Genomic DNA, 17,927 nt, shown 5'->3' with positions numbered 1-17,927 from the left:
TGCACGCTCATGCTCGAAGAGGGCTGAAAATTCCTGTGACTGTTGATGGAAGGGGATTTGTTCCATATTTTCGACAGGTGAATCCAGCGTGTCAGGTTCATCTATCGACCCACGCCCCATTGCCCGGATATCGGCAAACGTTTTATCCATGGTGGCCTGATGCGTTGCTTTTAAATGAGCCTGCAGCTCCCGCCTCTGGCCAAAATTTGTACGGCAGACAAGGCAGAATGTCTTATGAAGGTAAAAACCCTTCACTTTTTTATTATCCAGAGGAATAAAATTATTCTTCTTATTGGTTGCCAGGGCATTGAGGTGTTTATTAAATGATTCAATATCGTGGTAGATCACCTGACATGGAATAGCCGCCAGTGTCTTGGGCGTTGCAAACTTCAGAGTGCCTGGTGTAAACAGAGACTTGACCAACTGTGGCTTGTCCTGCAAATAGTTAATGGCAGCCTCTGCCTGTTTCGGGTTTTTAGCAAACCACTCAAGGATTTCAGTCGTGCTCATCTTGTACAGCGGTTTGTCAGTATCATGTTTATGATGTTTATAAAGTTGACTCAACACTCTATCGTATTTTCGTTGCCCGGCAGGTTTTGGTGAAAGTCGCTGACGTTTTTTGACTGTTTCAGGGACAATAAATTTTTTATTTAATACTTCGTTAACTAGCTCGCGATGGAGCCTGTCAATCATACAAGCCGGACGGTGTTTTTTCTTACACTGGCTTTCATCGTTGAGCGTGTGCTCATAGCGAGACACTTTAGCGAAAGAACCGGAAGGGGAGGCTTTCTTACGATCACCAGAGAGTTGTGTGTGCTTTCTCTTATTTCGGTTTGGTGTCTGTGTTGCAGGCAGTGCTGTCTGCTTATCTTTCTCAGGTACGATGGTGCCTTTTATAGAGTAGTTTTTTGAATAACAGGCCCCAATGTTTTTAATAATATTTTGTTTCAGCATAAATTCTCTGTTTTTGTTCTCTCTTTTGGTAACTCTCTGCTTCAAACCATTCCGACATTCGCAGAGATAACGGGTCGCTTCGCAAATGGTACACTCTGAGCAGCGGCAAGTAATAAATTTGCTTTGTTGTTCCAGCAGCTTTTCGTGCTCATGGGCCAACATGTCTTCAGGCCCTGAATCTTCAGTCAGTGTTAAATCACGCAATAGGTCTGGAATGGCTGTACTTTGCGCGTAGGCAGGGCTCATTTGCCAATACCGTTGCTCAGCAGTGGGTAATTTTTTAAAGGCAGCAAGTACCTGGTCCAGCTGTGCAGCAGTTGCTTTAAAGGGAACAGGAACGCCAATTTGTTGTTCAACGGCCAGTTTTTGCACCTTAAGGTAATTAATGTATTCTTTGCGTTTTTTATAATAGGCCTCTCCGTAGCTGATGTTGCCCAGACTATCCTTTCTGGCTGCAAATCCCTGCTCTTTGAATTGCTTCTTAATCAACTCTGCCTTCTTTTTTTTAATCTGCCTGGTGGTATTTGTAATGGCATCAGTGAACCGTTGCCTGGCTTTCAGTTGCCTTTGTTCTTGCTGGTATGCCTTGAATTCTTCTGTTCCTAAAAAAAGTTTTTGATGACAGGGGTTGGCATAAAATTGAGACAGTGTTTCTTTTATTCCAGGAATAGGCGGTAATGTCTTCCAGTCAGGCATTTTAATGGGGTTTACTAACTGATTAGTGGTGCTATCGAAGTATCTTCCGTTGGCTATTTCTTCTAGTGTTCCTCTAGTCAGAAAACCCTTTAATTTATATTTCATCAGGTAGTCATAAATGCTGTCCAGATAAAGCGAAGCAATGGTGATCTTGGGGATTACCTTGGACTCGACAGTTTTGCAAGCCTGATCTTGCTTGTCCGGATCCTGCCACTGTGAATACAGGGGAGCCAGTTGTTCTTCCTTATTGTTAAAAGCTCTACTGATCAGCAATTTTAATGTTTCATTCTTATGGCCCTGCCATAACGGTGGATTGGTTACCAGCAGAAAAGCAAAAGCGCCAATATCGTAAGTCGATGAGATGCCTTTTTCCAGCTCCCGCTGAATGACATTGTCAAATTGTGCTTTTCGACTACCACCTTTACGTTCTATGGTATTGTCGGATATCGCCTTGGTAAAGGAAATAAGCAGATGGCTAACTCTATTCACGGTGCATAGATTTTTAGTCATTAAGGCGTCGAACCAGATGTCTTTGATCAGCCGGAAAAAGGCCAGATACCCTAACGGTGATGGGGTCTTACTGTAGCCTCCATAGTCGTTGAAACAAACTTCTGATGTCGAACCGAAGTTAAACACCATATCGCCTTTTACTACCAGTTCTGGCCAGTGAGTTTTGATATATTCAGCTTGCTTTACGAGCGGAGGAGGCCATCCCCCAACGATGGTTTTAATTTTATCTCTATCGGGCCACAGGGAGGCGTAGTGTTGGTCAAGATTGTTTTTGGCCTGATTTTTTAACATATCCGAATATTTTCTCAACTCATCCGCCAGACGGATTTTACCCTGTACGCCTGATGTCTGTTTAATGGCTTCACTGAGTTGGTGATAGAGAGGGGAAGCATCAGTGCCAGACTCTGAAGACAGAAAGTGGGATATGGCGTTATAGCTGGGGGTGGTGTTTCTTTCTCGCAATGTTTTCTCTGCGGCCTCAATTTCCTGTTGTGAAAATCCCCGAACCTTCAATTCCTGCAGTTCCAATGAACTTATCAAGGTCTCTCGTGAGTGAAAAGTACCAGTTGCTGGCGCAGGGTTCTCCGGTGAGCCCGTGACAGGCATTAGCCAGAAACTTGGATCCTGAGGGTTTTCGGTTAAATAAGTCTGGGACGTATTAGCCATTTTGGTAAACCTTTTTGCAAACTGAATGTGTAACTAACCAGCTGAAACAATTAATTAAATTCTTTTTATTAAATATTTTTACTGTTGCTCTTTGATTATTGCAGTGGAAATAAGTTCACTTTCAATGTTGGAGTAAGATTGAGGCTAAGGTCTGGCTTTTCCGGTGATTACCTTTCTATCCATTTTTTGCCCATTGTTCGTCGGGGAAGCGTGTAATCACACGACGAAAGGTCAAGTTGATCCTCGGCTCTACTGGTCTTGCTGTTTTTGTCAGGCAGTGCTGCCAGTATTTTTGGGTAGTTCCGGCCATTAACAATAGGGAGCCTGAGGTCAGGTCAAAAGTGTAAGGCTGGATGTCTTTTCGGTATTTGTGGCGCAGCCGGAATCGCCGTGTCGCGCCCAGATTGAATGAGGCAATCACCGGGTTTTCGCCTAATTCCGGCTCATCGTCACTGTGCCAGCCATTGCTGTCCTGTCCACTGCGATAAAGGTTGATTAATACCGAGTTAAAGTGATGGCAACAGATTGTTTCGACCCGTTGTTTAATGGCGATAACGGGCTGACTCCATGGCTGTGGAGAAAGCGCCAGACCTGAATATTGATAGTGTGCATCAGGATCCCCCATCCAAACCTGGAGTCTGGGCACCGGCAGGGTTTTACCGTAAATGGTTATCTGATCCTGCTGCCAGGGCAGTGTGGAGTGCAGCTCTGAGTACAACTGCCAGCCTGTGGGTTCGGGGATGATCTGCGGCCATAAAAGCAGGCGGGCATCGGCAGGGGTGTATATTTCCGGAGGTGTTGTAACGGCGCTGAATGTATTCAATGTTCGGGCTCCTGACAACTTACTTGATGAGCACCAGTGATCGTCTCAGGTCTGCCGGTGTAAGAGGGTTTGTGCCAACAGAGCCTGAGACTTTTGCAGGTTTACAGTCCAGGCGCATCGTAAGTGACCCAGTAAATCATTTCACCGGGGCAATCGCTACCCAGAACATCGACCATAATATTATCAATTTTTAATTTGCCTATCTGTTCCAGCCACTGGTCATCATCCAGCTTTTGTTCCAGTAACCAGCTGGGTACGGATTGGCTGTCCGAGTTGTACCATGCCACCGGGAAACGCATGCGTTTAGGAAGACGGCTGCGTTTTACACTTAATGAGGCATCACAACGAACCACCAGGCTGTCCGCCACCTGCTGACGTTTACGGAGATATTTACTGGACTCTTTGGCAAATTTTTCTACGTAGGGACTCAACAGCTCTTCCTGTCGGCTTTCCAGACAGTAGTCGTAGGCGCGGCTGACTTTACTGTTCTCAAAGCCCATGATGCCACAGGCTTCGGTAACGCGGCTTTTTACATCCTGGCTGAGTTCTGTATACCAGGGGGCATTGGGTCCGAGCACCCTTTGAGCTTCCAGTGTGGCAACAAAGATCAGGTTTTCATCCGGTGTAAAGCAGGATGATACACCTTGTGTGTGAATGGGGGACTTCATCGTTATAGACGGTTCTTGACGTATAAGCTGTTCCCGGGTTCGTCTCGCGGCATCACAGAAGTCAGGGTTGTCTGCCGCAGACCTGCTGGAAGTACCACTCAAAGAGGAAAAAGTCAGGGTATTTGCCGTCAGGCTTACGGCGAAAAATGAAAGAGCAGCAACCAGAGCTGTTTTAAAGACTATCGACATATTCGCTCCTTGAACACATCTTTTTGTTGTGGCCCATTCCCAGGTGGCTGAAAGCCTCTGGATAGGATTTATTCAACCATATATAACATGTTCGACAGGATAGCGGTAGGTTTGCCCTGGGGCTGTTGACGTTTCGTTGCCAGTCTTTCGGGTATATGGCGACTTCCTGGCTCAGACTGCCCGTTTCGCTGGAATTGCCACGAAACGTCAGCGGTCGTCCAGAGAGTTCTGTAAAATCTCTTTTTTTCCCGCCATGTTGCTCATGGTCCAGTTTTTTATTCCCCAGGACAGGATCTCTTCAACAGAGTTCATCAACAGGTCTGGCTCTGGTTTCAGGCCAAATGCCGACAGTGCCTTGATCATCAGTGGACGGGGGTTGTCCAATGGTATGGCGGGCGCATGGTTTTGCTTGCTGAGTTTATTTCCGGGGTTCCGGGTAATCACCGGAACATGGGCATAGACCGGGTGCGGATACTGTAACTGGCTTTGCAGATAGAGCTGTCTCGGGGTGGAATCCAGAATGTCTACCCCCCTGACAATATGGGTAACCCCCTGAAAGTGATCATCAACGCAAACGGCCAGTTGGTAGGCGTATAGCCCATCCTTGCGCTTGAGAATAAAATCACCAAGGGCGCTTAAATCAAACCGCTGATCGCCCTGAATACGATCCTGAAATTGCATGATATCGTCATGGCACAACAGCCTGAGGCTATGGGGCTGGTTTGGGATTCCACGGTGATTGCGACAGTAACCGGGGTACACACCGTTCAAACCGGCCAGTTTTTTGCGGGTGCAGGTACATGGGTAAAGTCTCTCGGTACGGAGCAGAGTGTCCAGGGCCTGGTCATAGGCTTCGCTGCGATCACTCTGAAACAGCACGCTGTCATCCCAATGCAGGCCATAAACGTCCAGCGCCTTGAGAATCAGGTCGGCCGCTTTGGGCTGTTCTCTTGGCGGGTCAATGTCTTCCATGCGCACGAGCCATTTTCCCTGATGGACCTGAGCATCCAGATAACTGGCCAGTGCCGCAACCAGAGAGCCAAAGTGCAGAGGGCCAGAAGGAGACGGCGCAAATCGTCCAACGTAGGAGGGGGTGCTCAGTGTGTCGCCCATAGGAAGTGATGATCAATCAGGCAAGTGGTCTTGAGTGAGTGCCGTCAGGATTTGTTCCGGAATAACTTCATCATTTTACGCAGTCGGGGAAAAGGTCGCTGACTGCTGACCGCCACCCGCTGTCCGCAAAAGCACAAAAGGTTCCGGCTTTTCGGGTAGCGTCTGTAGAAATGTCGAAGTGATTTCAGGACAGTTCCTTAACTATAAAGAACCGGTCGACAATGAATCAGCCCATTGCACTAACGTACCACAGCCTGATTCATCATCCGGGTACATCAGTTACCCAGCTGTCTTTCCTTGATCTCGGCCAGTGTCTTACAGTCGATACACAACGTAGCAGTGGGGCGGGCTTCCAGGCGACGAATGCCGATTTCTACGCCACAGCTGTCGCAGAAACCGTAATCGTCTTCTTCGATCCGGGACAGCGTATCGTTGATTTTCTTGATCAGCTTACGCTCACGGTCACGGGTTCTCAGTTCAAGGCTGAACTCTTCTTCCTGACTGGCGCGGTCTGCCGGATCAGGGAAGTTCGCGGCCTCATCCTGCATATGATTCACTGTACGATCCACTTCTTCCATCAGCTCCTGCTTCCAGTCTTGCAGGATCCTGGTGAAGTGAGCGATCTGTTGCTCGTTCATGTATTCTTCCCCATCCTTTTCCTGGTAGGGGGTATACGATTTGAGCAGATTGCCTGTATCCGCGTTTTTCTGTGCTGACATGATTACAGCCTCACCACCTTCTATTCATGAGCCAGGGGATCTCTCAAATGAGCAAGAATCCTGGATCTCTCCATTTAGAGGCGCTCGCGTTCTGCCTTGAAAGCAGCCTCTGCGATCCCTCTGTTACTGCCGGAAAACCGGCTCCCTGAAAGCCAAGGTCAACACCACGGGTGCCTGGCGAGAACAAAAACTCCTGGCACTTGCCTCTTGCCTTCCTTAAAGAAGCGGAGAAACTACCAAAACCCATGGCAAGACGCCATAAAAAAATGTCATCCGCTTTCTGACATTGACCAAAACCTGCACTCAGGTCAACTGATAATATTCTCCGAATCTGCTGCCCAATGGATTCAGAGAGCCTGTCAGTCCTGTAGGGTCAGGTATGATGAATCGGCATCTTAGGATTCTATTTTAGAATTTCAATAAGTAAATTAATGAAATTAAGTAATGAGCGCCCCTGATGAAATATGACAATCGCCTGTCTGAGGCCCGCCTGCTAAAAAGATACAAACGGTTCATGGCCGATGTTGAGCTGGCTGATGGCTCACAGATTACCCTGCATTGCCCGAATACCGGCTCCATGAAAAACTGCCTCTACCCGGGGTATCGGGTATGGTATTCCGACTCTGGAAATCCCCGGCGTAAATACCCCTGTACCTGGGAACAGGCGGAAATTCCGGTGGCGTTTAACGGCGAAGAACGCCTCACTCTGGCAGGGCTGAATACCGGACGAGCCAATGCCCTGGTTGAGGAGCTTCTGCGTTCTGGCCAGGTGTCAGAACTGTCCGGCTACCAGAGTGTCCGCCGTGAAGTTCGTTATGGTGAAGAAAAGAGCCGCATTGATCTGCTGCTGCAACAGGAGGGCCTGCCCGACTGTTATGTGGAAGTCAAAAGTGTCACGCTGGCAATGGGGAATGGCCTCGGCCTGTTCCCGGATGCCGTCACCAGCCGGGGCACCAAACATCTGCGGGAACTCACCCAGATGGTTGCTGATGGCCATCGATCCGTGTTGTTTTTCTGCGTTCAGCATACCGGTATTGACCATGTGGCGGCGGCACAGGCGATTGACCCGGTTTATGCAGAAGAACTGCAAAAGGCGGTTGCCGCTGGCGTAGAAGTGATGGCCTGGGGGGCAGACATGTCGCCGGATAACATTACCCTGGTCAGGCAGTTGCCGGTTGGATAACAAACATAATGCCCTGGTTCTGTTCGGTGCCCTACGGCCCCCGTGAGAACGAAGATGTGAGTTGTAGCACCGGACAATATGAATCATGGTACTGGAATTTTTGTCGCTGCCTTTTAGCTGTGGAGGCGTTCAGGAAAACGGCAGGAATCGGAGATATGGCACACCTATGGCCTGCCAGGGCAGCTCCGGCTCGCTCTACCGTGACAGCGGCAGGTAGATGTACTGCGTTACCGAATAAGGCAGCGGCAGCGAATTGACCGCCTGCTTCATTGGCCGCTTGTTGCGATCCAGGTGTTTGATCAGTCGGCCCCGGATGCTGCTCCGGCAGCGGGATTTGAGAGACGGAAAACGAGGGGCAGAAATGAAATTCTGGATGAGGTTTTTGGTAGCTGGTCCTGCATATTGCCAGGCGGCCTGTCCATTCTGCTCCTTGAGGTTCGGGTCAGCCCCGTTGACCAGAAGGGTCTCAACAATAGCATCGCGAGCATCGCAATAATAGCCACTGACTGCCAGGTGCAGCGGGGTGTTCTTGTGTCTTCCTGGGATGTTCGGGTCAGCTCCGCTGGCCAGCAGGGTCTCGACAATAGCAAGGTGACCATTGGCCGCTGCCCAGTGCAGCGGAGTGTAGAGATCGTGGTTGCCACCTCCAAGAATATTCGGATCAGCCCCTTTGGCCAGTGCCATCTCAACTTGATCCTTCCATCCATGATCCGAAAATTTCAGTAACAGGCAGTTCCAGTCCAGCTGATGGGTTGTTAGGGGTAACAGGATTTTAAATACATCAAGACGACCAAAAGTAACTGCGCATTGCAAGGCTGTCAACTCACCCATGCGCTTGAGGTTCGGGTCAGCCCCAGAGGCCAGCAGGGTCTCGACAATAGCATGGTGACCAGCGGCAGCTGCATCGTGCAACGGGGTAGCATTGCTATATCTGAGAATGTTCGGCTTAGCTCCGCTGGCCAGCAGGATCTTGACAATAGCAAGGCGACCATTGGCAGCTGCATCGTGCAGCGGAGTGTAGTTGTCAACTCCGGGCATGTTCGGGTCAGCCCCTTTGGCCAGTGCCATCTTAACTTGATCCTCCCATCCATGACGGGAAAATTTCTGTAACAGGCTGTTCCAGTCCAGCTGATGGGTTACAGGTAACAGGGTTTTGTATACATTGAGATGACCAGCGTCAACTGCAGATTGCAAGGCTGTCAACCCACTCATGCGCTTGAGGTTCGGGTCAGCCCCATAGGCCAGCAGGATCTTGACAATAGCATGGTGACCAAAGTGAGCTGCATGGTGCAGCGGGGTGTAACTGAAATATCCGAGAATGTTCGGATTAGCCCCTGAGTCCAGAAGGGTTTCGACCTTGGCAAGGTCACCATCAGCAGCTGCTTCAGCCAGAGTGTTCATAATGTGACGTACTCCCTCAATAGAAATTCAGATTTGATCCGTCGATAGGTTACCTTCCTGACCCTTGCTATTCGGGTGCTGCGTCCATTTTAGACAGGATTTGCCGGTTTGCTGTCTGACCATGGTAATACAGTTATCCACAGGACAGGTGAACTGGCAGGGGTTACCCACAACACAGGCCTGCCTGATCACATCAAACTGGCTGCTGGTGCCATCAGGAAAACGACAAAAACCGGGGATATGATGCACCCAGAAGGCTGCACGAGAATAGCGCCCATCCAAGCGACCCCGTCGCGGGGACGGCAGAAAATTAAGGGTAAAAATTCGGTTTTGTGAGGTGAATATCCTAAGGCACAAGTAGCGGGACTATTTGCCGAACAAAAGCGGATTTTTAGACCAATTTATTGCAACCGCACGACTGCATGGATGCAGGAGCCAGAGCAACGCAGGAGCAGTTGCCGTGTAGGGCATCCGGACAGCCTCCCGGAGCAGCTCCGGCTCGCCCTACAGTGACAGCAGGCGATCGACATACTGCATTGTTGGAGGATTAAGCGGCAGAAACCTGACCGCCTCCTTCATTGGTAATCCGTTGTCGGGCAGACACTTGACCAGCCGCCCCCGGATGCTGGCCCGGCAGTAGAATTGGAGAGAGTGAGGTTCAGCCATGAAATTCTGGATTGTTTCTTTTATGGCTTCTGTCATTGCACATTGACAGGCTGTCCGTCCATTCCAGTCTTTGAATTTCGGGTCAGCCCCGTTCACCAGCAGAGTCTTGACAATATCATGGTGACCGTCCTCAGCTGCCCTGTGCAGCAGGGTTTTGTGGTAAAAATCGGGAATATTCGGGTCAGCCCCGTTGACCAGTGCAACCTCAACTTGATCTTTCCATCCTTCATAGACAAGTTTCGGTAACAGGCTGTTCCAGTCCGGCTGATGGGTTACAGGTAACAGGGTTCTGTATACATCCGGGTAATCACTGTTAAGTCCAGATGTCAAGGCTTTCCGTCCAGTCCCGTCCTTTAGGTTCGGGTCAGCCCCTCTGTCCAGCAGGGTCTTGACCATAGGATGATGACCAATGGCCGCTGCCCGATGCAGCGGGGTGTATTGACCACTATCGGGAATATTTGGATTAGACCCGTTGTCCAGCAGGGTCTCAACAATAGCATGGTGGCCAGCCGTAGTTGCTCCTCCCAAAGGTGTATCACCATCACTGTCCTGGATATTCGGGTTAGCCCCCCTGGCCAGTGCCGCCTCAACTTGATCCTTCCACCCTGAACGGGAAAATACCTGTAGCAGGCTGTTCCAATCCGGCTGATGAGTTTTAGGTAGCAGTTTATCGTACACATCGCGATGACGGTTACTCGCTGCACATTGCAAAGGTGTCCATCCATTGACGTCCTTGAGGTCCGCGTCAGCCCCAATGGCCAGCAGGGGCTCGACCATAGCATGGTGACCTTCGAGAGCGGCAAAATGCAAGGCTGTCCTTCCACTAATGTCCTTGAGGTTTGGGTCAGCCCCGTAGGTCAGCAGGGTCTTGGCAATAACATGGTGACCAGCGTTAACTGCCCGGTGCAGCGGGGTTTCATTGTTATTTCCGGGAATATCCGGGTCAGCCCCCTTGTCCAGCAGGGTCTTGACCATGGCATAGTCACCACAGACAACTGCATATTCCAGTGAATTCATGACATACTCCGGCACTGAAAAATCAGGTTTGCTCCGTCGATAGGTTACCTTCCTGACCCCGGTTATTCGGATGCTGCGTCCAGTTCAGGTAAGGTTTGCCGGTTTGCTGCCTGACCATGGATATACAGTTATCCACCGGACAGGTGATCTGGCAGAGGTTACACCCCACGCAAGCCTCCTCGATCACCTCATACCGGTGCCGGGTTGAATTTTTTACCGGTGTCATGGCGATGGCCTGGTGGGCAGCATCTTCACAGGCGGCATAGCATCGGCCGCATTGGATACAGCTGTCCTGATCAATGTGGGCAATGGTCTTGTAATTCAGGTCCAGGTATTTCCAGTCGGTCAGATTGGGGATGGCAGCGCCTTGAAAGCTGTCCAGGGTCGGATAGTGTTTGCGGTCCATCCACCGGGACAGGCCATCAATCATGTCCTGTACAATTTTGAAACCGTTCAGCATGGCGGCGGTACAAACCTGAACGGTGCCCGCCCCTAACGCCATAAATTCGGCTGCGTCCCGCCAGGTACTGATACCGCCAATGGCCGAGATGGGCAGTCCGGCGGTGTCCGGGCTGCGGGCAATCTGCCCGACCATATTCAGGGCGATGGGTTTCACCGCTTCGCCACAATAACCGCCACTGGTGAACTTATCGTTGACGGCGTGGTATCCCACCATCCGGTCCAGATCAATACCGGTAATGGAGTTGATGGTATTGATTAGCGATACGGCATCGGCACCACCGGCCTGAGCCGCTTCAGCAGCCACCACGATATTAGTGATATTGGGGGTGAGTTTAACGACAACGGGCAGGTTGCTGTGTTGCTTGCACCAGCGGGTAACCATTTCAATATAGTCCGGCACCTGACCGACCGCTGAGCCCATTCCCCGTTCCGGCATGCCGTGGGGACAGCCGAAATTCAGTTCAACACCATCGCACCCGGTCTCCTCTACCTGGCTGAGGATGGCCTGCCAGCTTTCTTCTTTGCAGGGTACCATCAGCGAGACCAGCAGTGCCCGGTCTGGCCAGTCTTTTTTGGTTTGGCGTATCTCGTCCAGATTCACTTGCAGCGGGCGGTCGGTGATCAGTTCAATATTGTTAAACCCGATCACGTCACCACGGGTATTCCTGTGGCAGGAATAACGGGAACAGACATTGACCGGTGCCGGGTCTTCACCCAGGGTTTTCCAGACTGCACCGCCCCAGCCAGCCTCAAATGCCCGATAGACATTGTAGGCTTTGTCCGTCGGTGGCGCAGAAGCCAGCCAGAACGGGTTGGGGGAGCGAATACCGAGGAAATTACTGGTTAAATCAGCCATTATCTTTCCCTCCGTTGCAGGTATTGATCAATGGCCCGGGCCGCCCGTTTTCCATGCTCAACCGCATGGACAGTCAGGTCTTCACCTTTATCAATGCAGTCACCACCGGCCCAGACGTTAACCAGTGACGTACGAAAGTGGTCGTCCGTTACTATGCGGTTGCCTTTTATCGCAGGGCTGTCACTGGTATTGGCAAAGGCATCCACCAGCAAATGCTGGCCAATGGCTTTGTAGAGTGTGTCTACCGGCAAGGTGGTCAGCTCTCCCGTGCCCTGTAATTGGCCGCTGGTATCCAGCACGGTTTTTTCCAGCTGGATGGCGGTGATGCAGCCATCTTCTGTCTGCAGGGCTGAAGGCTGAACCCAGGTGAGGATGCGAACACCATTGTCCCGGGCAAACGCCTGTTCATGACCGGTGGCTGACATCTGTTCAGGGCCACGACGATAGGCAATGGTGACATCCTCTGCGCCCAGCCGTTTGCATTGGCAGGCAATATCAATAGCGGTGTTGCCCCCGCCAATAACCACTATACGTCGGCCAACAGGCAATTGGCTCAGATCATGGCACTGACGAAGGGAGGATATGGCCGGGAGAGCATCCTCAACGCCTTCTGCTGCTTCACCCGGAAGGCCTAATAAGTGGCAACCGCCCAACCCGAGCCCGAGAAACACCCCGTCAAACTGTGCTCGCAATTGATCCAGGCTGAGATTCTGACCAAGCCGACAGCCATACTCCGGACAGATACCGCCAATTTCCAAAATGAAGTCCACTTCCTGGCGGGCATAGCTATCCACCAGTTTGTAGTAGGCGATGCCGAACTCATTGAGGCCTCCGGGCTTCTCCCGGGCATCAAACAGGGTAATGGTGTGACCTTGCCGGGCCAGAGCGTGTGCACAGGACAGTCCTGCCGGGCCTGCACCGACAACGGCGATGGTTTTTCCCGTTTCCGGCAGGCGGGTAAATGGGTGGTCAGCTGACTGGCGGTTATCGATGGCATAACGCTGTAGCAGGCCGATTTTCACCGGTAGGCACTCTGGCTCATGATTTCTGACGCAGGCCTGCTCGCAGAGAACCTCGGTTGGACAGACCCGGGCACAGCTTCCTCCCAGAATATTGGCATCCAGAATGGCCTGTGCGGCACCGTCGATATTGTCAGTGGCGATACGGTTGATAAAGGAGGGAATATTGATACCAGTGGGACAGGCCGGGATACAGGGTGCCGCTTCGCAGTAAAGGCATCGGCTGGCTTCAATATGAGCCTGGTAATCACTGAGGGGAGGCTTGATGTCGGCAAAGTTGCGGCGGTACTCTTCTGCTGGCAGCCTGCCATTGTGAATATCGGGTTTATTCATGGCGGTTAATCCTCATCAGGAGTAACGAAGACTAGTACATCGTTTCAAAGAGTTTGATGTATACAATCTCCGTTCACCCTGAGCGCCCTTCGGCTCGGCTCAGGATGCACGGACGAAGGGTGTTTGGCACGATCTATCGGAGGCAGGAGTTTGCGCCCTTCGACAAGCTCAGGACGAACGGAGTCCGAAGACATTTGATAACGACACCCATCAAGCTCATTGAAACCAGGAGCCTGTCGGTATTCGGAAAGAATGCCGGTATATGACTATATCTGGCCGTGGAAGACGAATTTATAATCTATAATCCAATGACCTTTTCTCCGTAGATTCGTTGATGCTGCTCTATATTCTCGACCTTTTTGGTACTGTGGTTTTTGCGATTAGTGGTGTCTGGCTGGCCTGCCGTAAAGACATGGACCTCTTTGGCGCAATGGTACTCGCCTTCGTGACTGCCGTTGGGGGCGGAACTATTCGAGACGTTTTGCTCTCCTCTACGCCCGTATTCTGGATACAGGATACGCTCTACCTGCTGGTTATTCTGGCTACGACGCTGTTTGCCATCCTGGTTCGCCAGTGGCATGAGCGCAGCAAGTGGATTCTTCAGGTCTCTGATGCCCTGGGGCTGGCGGTCTTTGTGGTCATCGGCTTGACCAAGTCGTTGTCATTTGGTGTGGAGCCAATGGTCGCTGTGATGATGGGGGTATTGACTGGCTGTGGTGGGGGTGCCATCCGGGATATGCTGGCCGGGGAGATTCCCATGGTATTGAGACAGGAGATCTATGCATCTGCTGCCATGGCGGGAGGCGCGGTGTTCATATTGCTGGAGCCATTGCTCCAAAACATAAACCACACGTCAATTATTGCGGCTGCTGTTGTCCTTATTCTCAGGCTGATGGCAGTGTATAAGGGATTGTCTCTGCCGAGGTTTGGGTTGCCTGTGTAGGAATGGTCCTGAAATAACTTCAATATTCCTACAGACGCTTCCCGCTTCCCGCAAAAGCCGGAACCGCTTGCGCTTTTGCGGGTAGCGGGCGGCGACCCCCAGATATCAGAACCCCCAATATTTCCTGACGATTTCAAGATAATTGGGCCAGTCTTTTTCCAGATACCCCTTCAGAAAATCCACTCTTTGCTCTGCTTTGTTCAGCAATTTTTTCGGGTGTCTTATGTAGGTGGGCTGGTCTTCATCCTGAAAAGCGTCATACTCTTCAAGGCCCAGCGTTTTGTGACAGTCCATGATGAACTGGCCATTGAGATTATTGGTCTGGTCCACTTCAACACAGCCGGAACGGACAATATTCAGGTAGGACATGGCGATTTTCTTTTCAGTATCTTCCGGACCAAAGTAAAACTTGTAGTTGGGGAGGTAGGCATAAATTTCAACGTCATCGTGGGTTCCAAGAACCTTATTCCTGTGATCCTCCCGATAAAATGACACTTTATCTTTGGCTATTTTTACTCGATGGTATGCCCCTTCGCGTATGTCAAAAGCTGGCAGATCTTTGGTTTTCACGGGAAAGAGTAAGCCATTAAGGTAATCTCCGGGGGATGCTTCGATGTTCAGCGCTCTCTGTGTGGCTTTTTCTATCCAGAGATTCCACTTTCTGGCCATATCATGAACTCTGACCGGCAGGTACTCGGCATCTTGGGGGTCTTCTGCGGTAGCGGTGCGGGCAAGCGTAGACATCAGGCTGCCATAGCCAAATATCCAGACCGTGTCATTCCCACCGTCGGCTGCAAGAGTCAGGTTGCTGGTCATCAGGGATAACAGTAGCGTAAAAAAAATAGGTTTAGTCGATTTCATGATTATAATCTGCCTTGTTAGTTATTGTTCCAAGAGACTTTTTCCTGATTCAAGTCAAAAATAAAGTCGCCATGATTACTGTCCCAAGATTAGTTGATCGACGGGACAGATCACTAACAAGCCCGTTAGATTCAGTAACGGGAATTGGCCGTCTTGATTCACCTGTGGACAATCTGCATCAGCACCTGGGAGGCTGTCCGAGAATAGCGCCCGTAGCGAGGACGACAGAAAATTGAGGATAAAAAATCGGTTTTGTGAGGTGAATAGCGGGGCTATTTGCCAAACAAAAGCGAATTTTTAGACCAATTTGCTGTCGCCGCACGACTGCATGGATGCAGGAGCTAGAGCAACGCAGGAGCAGTTGCCGCGTAGGGCAGTCTATTCTCGGACAGCCTCCTGGCATCGTGTTGCTTGAGAGCCCAGAGGACATGCTCCTGAACCAGCTCTGATGGATAATCCAGACGACTTTTCAGAGCGGCAATAATGGCGTCACTGCCCGGGGCATTGCCCAGTGCCACGGCGATATTACGCAACCAGCTTTCATAACCTGCCCTGCGAATAGGCGAGCCAGCGGTTCGTTCCAGAAACTGTTCTTCACTCCAGAGGAAAAGATCGACCAGATCACTGTCATCCAGATGGTGACGCGGTTGAAAGTCCGGCTCCCGGGTTGGCTTGGCAAAACGGTTCCAGGGGCAGGCCAGCTGGCAGTCATCACAGCCATAGATGCGATTGCCCATCAGAGGGCGCAGCTCTTCAGGAATGGGGCCCTTGTTTTCGATGGTCAGGTAAGAGATACAGCGGCGGGCATCCACCTTGTAGGGAGCCACAATGGCCCGGGTTGGGCACTTGTCCATACAGGAGGTACAGCGTCCACAGTGATTATTTTCGTAAGGCCTATCCACAGGCAGCGGGAGGTTGGTGAACAGTTCACCAAGAAAGAAAAAGGAGCCAGCCTGACGGTTCAGTATCAGTGAATGCTTGCCCATCCAGCCCAGTCCGGCCTGTTGCGCCAATGGACGTTCCATCACTGGCGCACTGTCCACAAAGGCGCGATAGCCATGATCTCCAACGGCAGCTTCAATCTGCCTGCCCAGCTGGGTGAGCCGTTTGCGGATCAACTTATGGTAGTCCCGGCCCAGGGCATAGCGGGAAACATAGGCTTTTTCCGGTTCGTTGAGCAGTTTCACGGTTTCAGTATCCGCTGGCAGGTAATCCATACGGGCAGAAATCACCCTTAATGCGCCGGGATGCAGTTGCTCCGGGTGTGCCCGCAACTCACCGTGCTGGGCCATATAAGCCATATCGCCGTGATACCCTTTCGCCAGCCAGGCTGCCAGATGCTTAAGATCATCTTCCGGTATTTTGGCTTCGGTAATGCCGATCTCCTGAAAGCCAAGTTCTCTGGCCCAGATACGAATTTTCCCAACGAGTTTTTCCATAGCCGGTGCTGGCGATGAGTCCGTCAATGTGGTTAAAGTGGGTGGTGAAGATAACGGTTCAGGCACTGAATTGGATTAACTCTCTTGGCATAGATTGTTTGGCACAGTTTGAATGCAAAATACAATCTCTATTGTATCATCGCGGGCACGCTTATGAATAAGAGCTTACCAGAGTCTCTCTATACTGCCGATCAGGTTCGACAACTGGATCATGTGGCCATCCACCAGCACGGCATCCCGGGTTTTGAGCTGATGACCAGGGCGGCCAGCACCGTGCTGTCCACGATTGTCCACTACTGGCCAGAAGCCGGAACCCTGCTGGTGTTGTGTGGGGCAGGCAACAACGGTGGCGATGGCTATATGGTCGCCAAACTGGCCAAAGAGCAGGGGCTGAGGGTTTCGGTACTGGCGGTGAAAAATCCAGCGGAGCTTAACGGCGATGCCCTCACGGCCTGGCAGGCCTGCGCTGATGCTGGCGTGGTGATTCGACCTTACGACAGCACCCAGTCCCTGTGTGCGGATGTGGTTGTGGATGCCATGCTCGGTACCGGGCTTTGTGGTGAAGTACGGGGTGACTATCAGGATGCCATCAAACGGCTGAATCATCTTGAACGTCCGGTGTGTGCTGTGGATATCCCGTCCGGCCTTTGTGCTGATACTGGAGTTCCGCTGGGAGTGGCGGTCAAGGCCAGGGTTACCGTCTCTTTTATTGGCCTGAAACAGGGGCTGATGACAGGGTTGGGACCAGAATACTGTGGCGAGCTGGTCTTTAATGACCTGGGCGTGCCTGAACGGGTCTATCAAACCGTTCCTGCTGACTGTCAACGAATTGCTCCGGAACAGTTTCGCGGCTGGCTGTCACCGAGAAGCCGTGCCGCCCATAAAGGTGATTTTGGGCATGTGCTGCTTATCGGGGGTAACCACGGGATGCCGGGGGCGATCATGATGGCCGCTGAGTCCGCCCTTCATTGCGGTGCTGGCCGTGTCACGGTGGTTACCCGCAAGCGACACCTTGCGGCGCTGGCTGTGCGTTGCCCTGAGGTGATGGGGGTATCGGTAAAGCGCGGGGCCGGCCTGGGTTCTCTGGCTGAAGGAAAGAATGTCATGGTTATTGGCCCGGGTTTGGGCCGCGATGACTGGGGGCTGCAGCTGCTCAAGGATACCCTGGCGGCAGAGTGCCCGATGGTGCTGGATGCTGATGCCCTGAACCTGTTATCGGATCATCCACAATTGCTAAATGGACGAAAGTCCCCGATTATTTTCACCCCTCATCCTGGTGAGCTGGCGCGTTTATCGGGTTTGGATATTCCAACGATTCAGAACAATCGATTTGCAGCGCTGGTAGACAGTCATCGACAATTAACGGTTCTTACTGGCGAGGGTGCAGCACACCGGCAGCCAGAGATTGC

Annotated in this window: 15 protein-coding genes; 3 read left to right on the top strand and 12 right to left on the bottom strand. The window is 51.4% G+C overall.

Annotated features, from left to right (window positions below):
• The 5 genes from ACO6V1_RS17520 to dksA form a co-directional block, all read right to left on the bottom strand.
• Positions 1 to 2,826 (bottom strand): hypothetical protein (locus tag ACO6V1_RS17520; protein WP_422449875.1); only part of this gene is annotated, 2,826 nt, incomplete at its 3' end.
• A 175-nt stretch (positions 2,827 to 3,001) separates the two neighbouring features.
• Complete coding sequence (locus ACO6V1_RS17515) at positions 3,002 to 3,649, bottom strand: alpha-ketoglutarate-dependent dioxygenase AlkB family protein (protein WP_422467824.1); 648 nt, start codon at positions 3,647 to 3,649, stop codon at positions 3,002 to 3,004.
• Between the two features lie 101 nt (positions 3,650 to 3,750).
• A complete protein-coding gene (locus ACO6V1_RS17510) occupies positions 3,751 to 4,506 on the bottom strand; it encodes a hypothetical protein (RefSeq protein ID WP_422467822.1) in 756 nt (251 codons plus the stop codon).
• Positions 4,507 to 4,713: 207 nt separating this feature from the next.
• On the bottom strand, positions 4,714 to 5,619 hold the full coding sequence (gluQRS, locus tag ACO6V1_RS17505; RefSeq protein WP_422449872.1) for a tRNA glutamyl-Q(34) synthetase GluQRS: 906 nt from the start codon (positions 5,617 to 5,619) through the stop codon (positions 4,714 to 4,716).
• A gap of 275 nt (positions 5,620 to 5,894) precedes the next feature.
• A complete protein-coding gene (gene dksA, locus ACO6V1_RS17500; protein WP_422449871.1) occupies positions 5,895 to 6,338 on the bottom strand; it encodes an RNA polymerase-binding protein DksA in 444 nt (147 codons plus the stop codon).
• Positions 6,339 to 6,795: 457 nt separating this feature from the next.
• Between dksA and sfsA the strand changes: the two genes are divergently transcribed.
• Positions 6,796 to 7,521: a DNA/RNA nuclease SfsA gene (gene sfsA, locus ACO6V1_RS17495; protein ID WP_422449870.1), complete on the top strand. Its 726-nt coding sequence runs from the start codon at positions 6,796 to 6,798 to the stop codon at positions 7,519 to 7,521.
• A 195-nt stretch (positions 7,522 to 7,716) separates the two neighbouring features.
• Here the strand turns inward: sfsA and ACO6V1_RS17490 are convergent, their stop codons facing one another.
• The 5 genes from ACO6V1_RS17490 to ACO6V1_RS17470 all read right to left on the bottom strand — a co-directional run bounded on the left by ACO6V1_RS17490 (position 7,717) and on the right by ACO6V1_RS17470 (position 13,275).
• Entirely contained in the window at positions 7,717 to 8,922 is a 1,206-nt protein-coding gene (locus ACO6V1_RS17490; RefSeq protein WP_422467820.1) for an ankyrin repeat domain-containing protein, read from the bottom strand.
• A 27-nt stretch (positions 8,923 to 8,949) separates the two neighbouring features.
• On the bottom strand, positions 8,950 to 9,204 hold the full coding sequence (locus ACO6V1_RS17485) for a hypothetical protein (RefSeq protein ID WP_422467818.1): 255 nt from the start codon (positions 9,202 to 9,204) through the stop codon (positions 8,950 to 8,952).
• A gap of 222 nt (positions 9,205 to 9,426) precedes the next feature.
• Positions 9,427 to 10,605, bottom strand: a complete 1,179-nt coding sequence (locus tag ACO6V1_RS17480; RefSeq protein ID WP_422462096.1) for an ankyrin repeat domain-containing protein — start codon at positions 10,603 to 10,605, stop codon at positions 9,427 to 9,429.
• Positions 10,606 to 10,627: 22 nt separating this feature from the next.
• Entirely contained in the window at positions 10,628 to 11,923 is a 1,296-nt protein-coding gene (gene preA / locus ACO6V1_RS17475) for an NAD-dependent dihydropyrimidine dehydrogenase subunit PreA (RefSeq protein WP_422449866.1), read from the bottom strand.
• Positions 11,923 to 13,275 carry an NAD(P)-dependent oxidoreductase gene (locus ACO6V1_RS17470; RefSeq protein WP_422449865.1) on the bottom strand — a complete coding sequence of 451 codons (1,353 nt, stop codon included), beginning with the start codon at positions 13,273 to 13,275 and terminating at the stop codon, positions 11,923 to 11,925. The genes preA and ACO6V1_RS17470 overlap by 1 nt, the downstream gene beginning before the upstream one ends.
• Before the next feature lie 334 nt (positions 13,276 to 13,609).
• Between ACO6V1_RS17470 and ACO6V1_RS17465 the strand changes: the two genes are divergently transcribed.
• Entirely contained in the window at positions 13,610 to 14,218 is a 609-nt protein-coding gene (locus ACO6V1_RS17465; RefSeq protein ID WP_422449864.1) for a trimeric intracellular cation channel family protein, read from the top strand.
• 105 nt (positions 14,219 to 14,323) lie between these two features.
• On the opposite strand, the gene ACO6V1_RS17460 is transcribed toward ACO6V1_RS17465, so the two are convergent.
• Together ACO6V1_RS17460 and queG are read right to left on the bottom strand one after the other, a co-directional pair.
• A complete protein-coding gene (locus tag ACO6V1_RS17460; protein WP_422449863.1) occupies positions 14,324 to 15,079 on the bottom strand; it encodes a hypothetical protein in 756 nt (251 codons plus the stop codon).
• Between the two features lie 341 nt (positions 15,080 to 15,420).
• Complete coding sequence (gene queG / locus ACO6V1_RS17455) at positions 15,421 to 16,518, bottom strand: tRNA epoxyqueuosine(34) reductase QueG (protein ID WP_422449862.1); 1,098 nt, start codon at positions 16,516 to 16,518, stop codon at positions 15,421 to 15,423.
• 153 nt (positions 16,519 to 16,671) lie between these two features.
• Here queG and ACO6V1_RS17450 point away from each other — a divergent pair.
• A partial coding sequence (locus tag ACO6V1_RS17450; RefSeq protein ID WP_422467816.1) for an NAD(P)H-hydrate epimerase occupies positions 16,672 to 17,927 on the top strand: 1,256 nt, incomplete at its 3' end.

The organism is Endozoicomonas sp. ALC013, from assembly GCF_049310205.1.
In the GTDB taxonomy this organism is placed as follows: domain Bacteria; phylum Pseudomonadota; class Gammaproteobacteria; order Pseudomonadales; family Endozoicomonadaceae; genus Endozoicomonas.
Note: the sequence above shows the minus strand (reverse complement) of the source record. Positions and strands in the feature narration are given on the sequence as shown.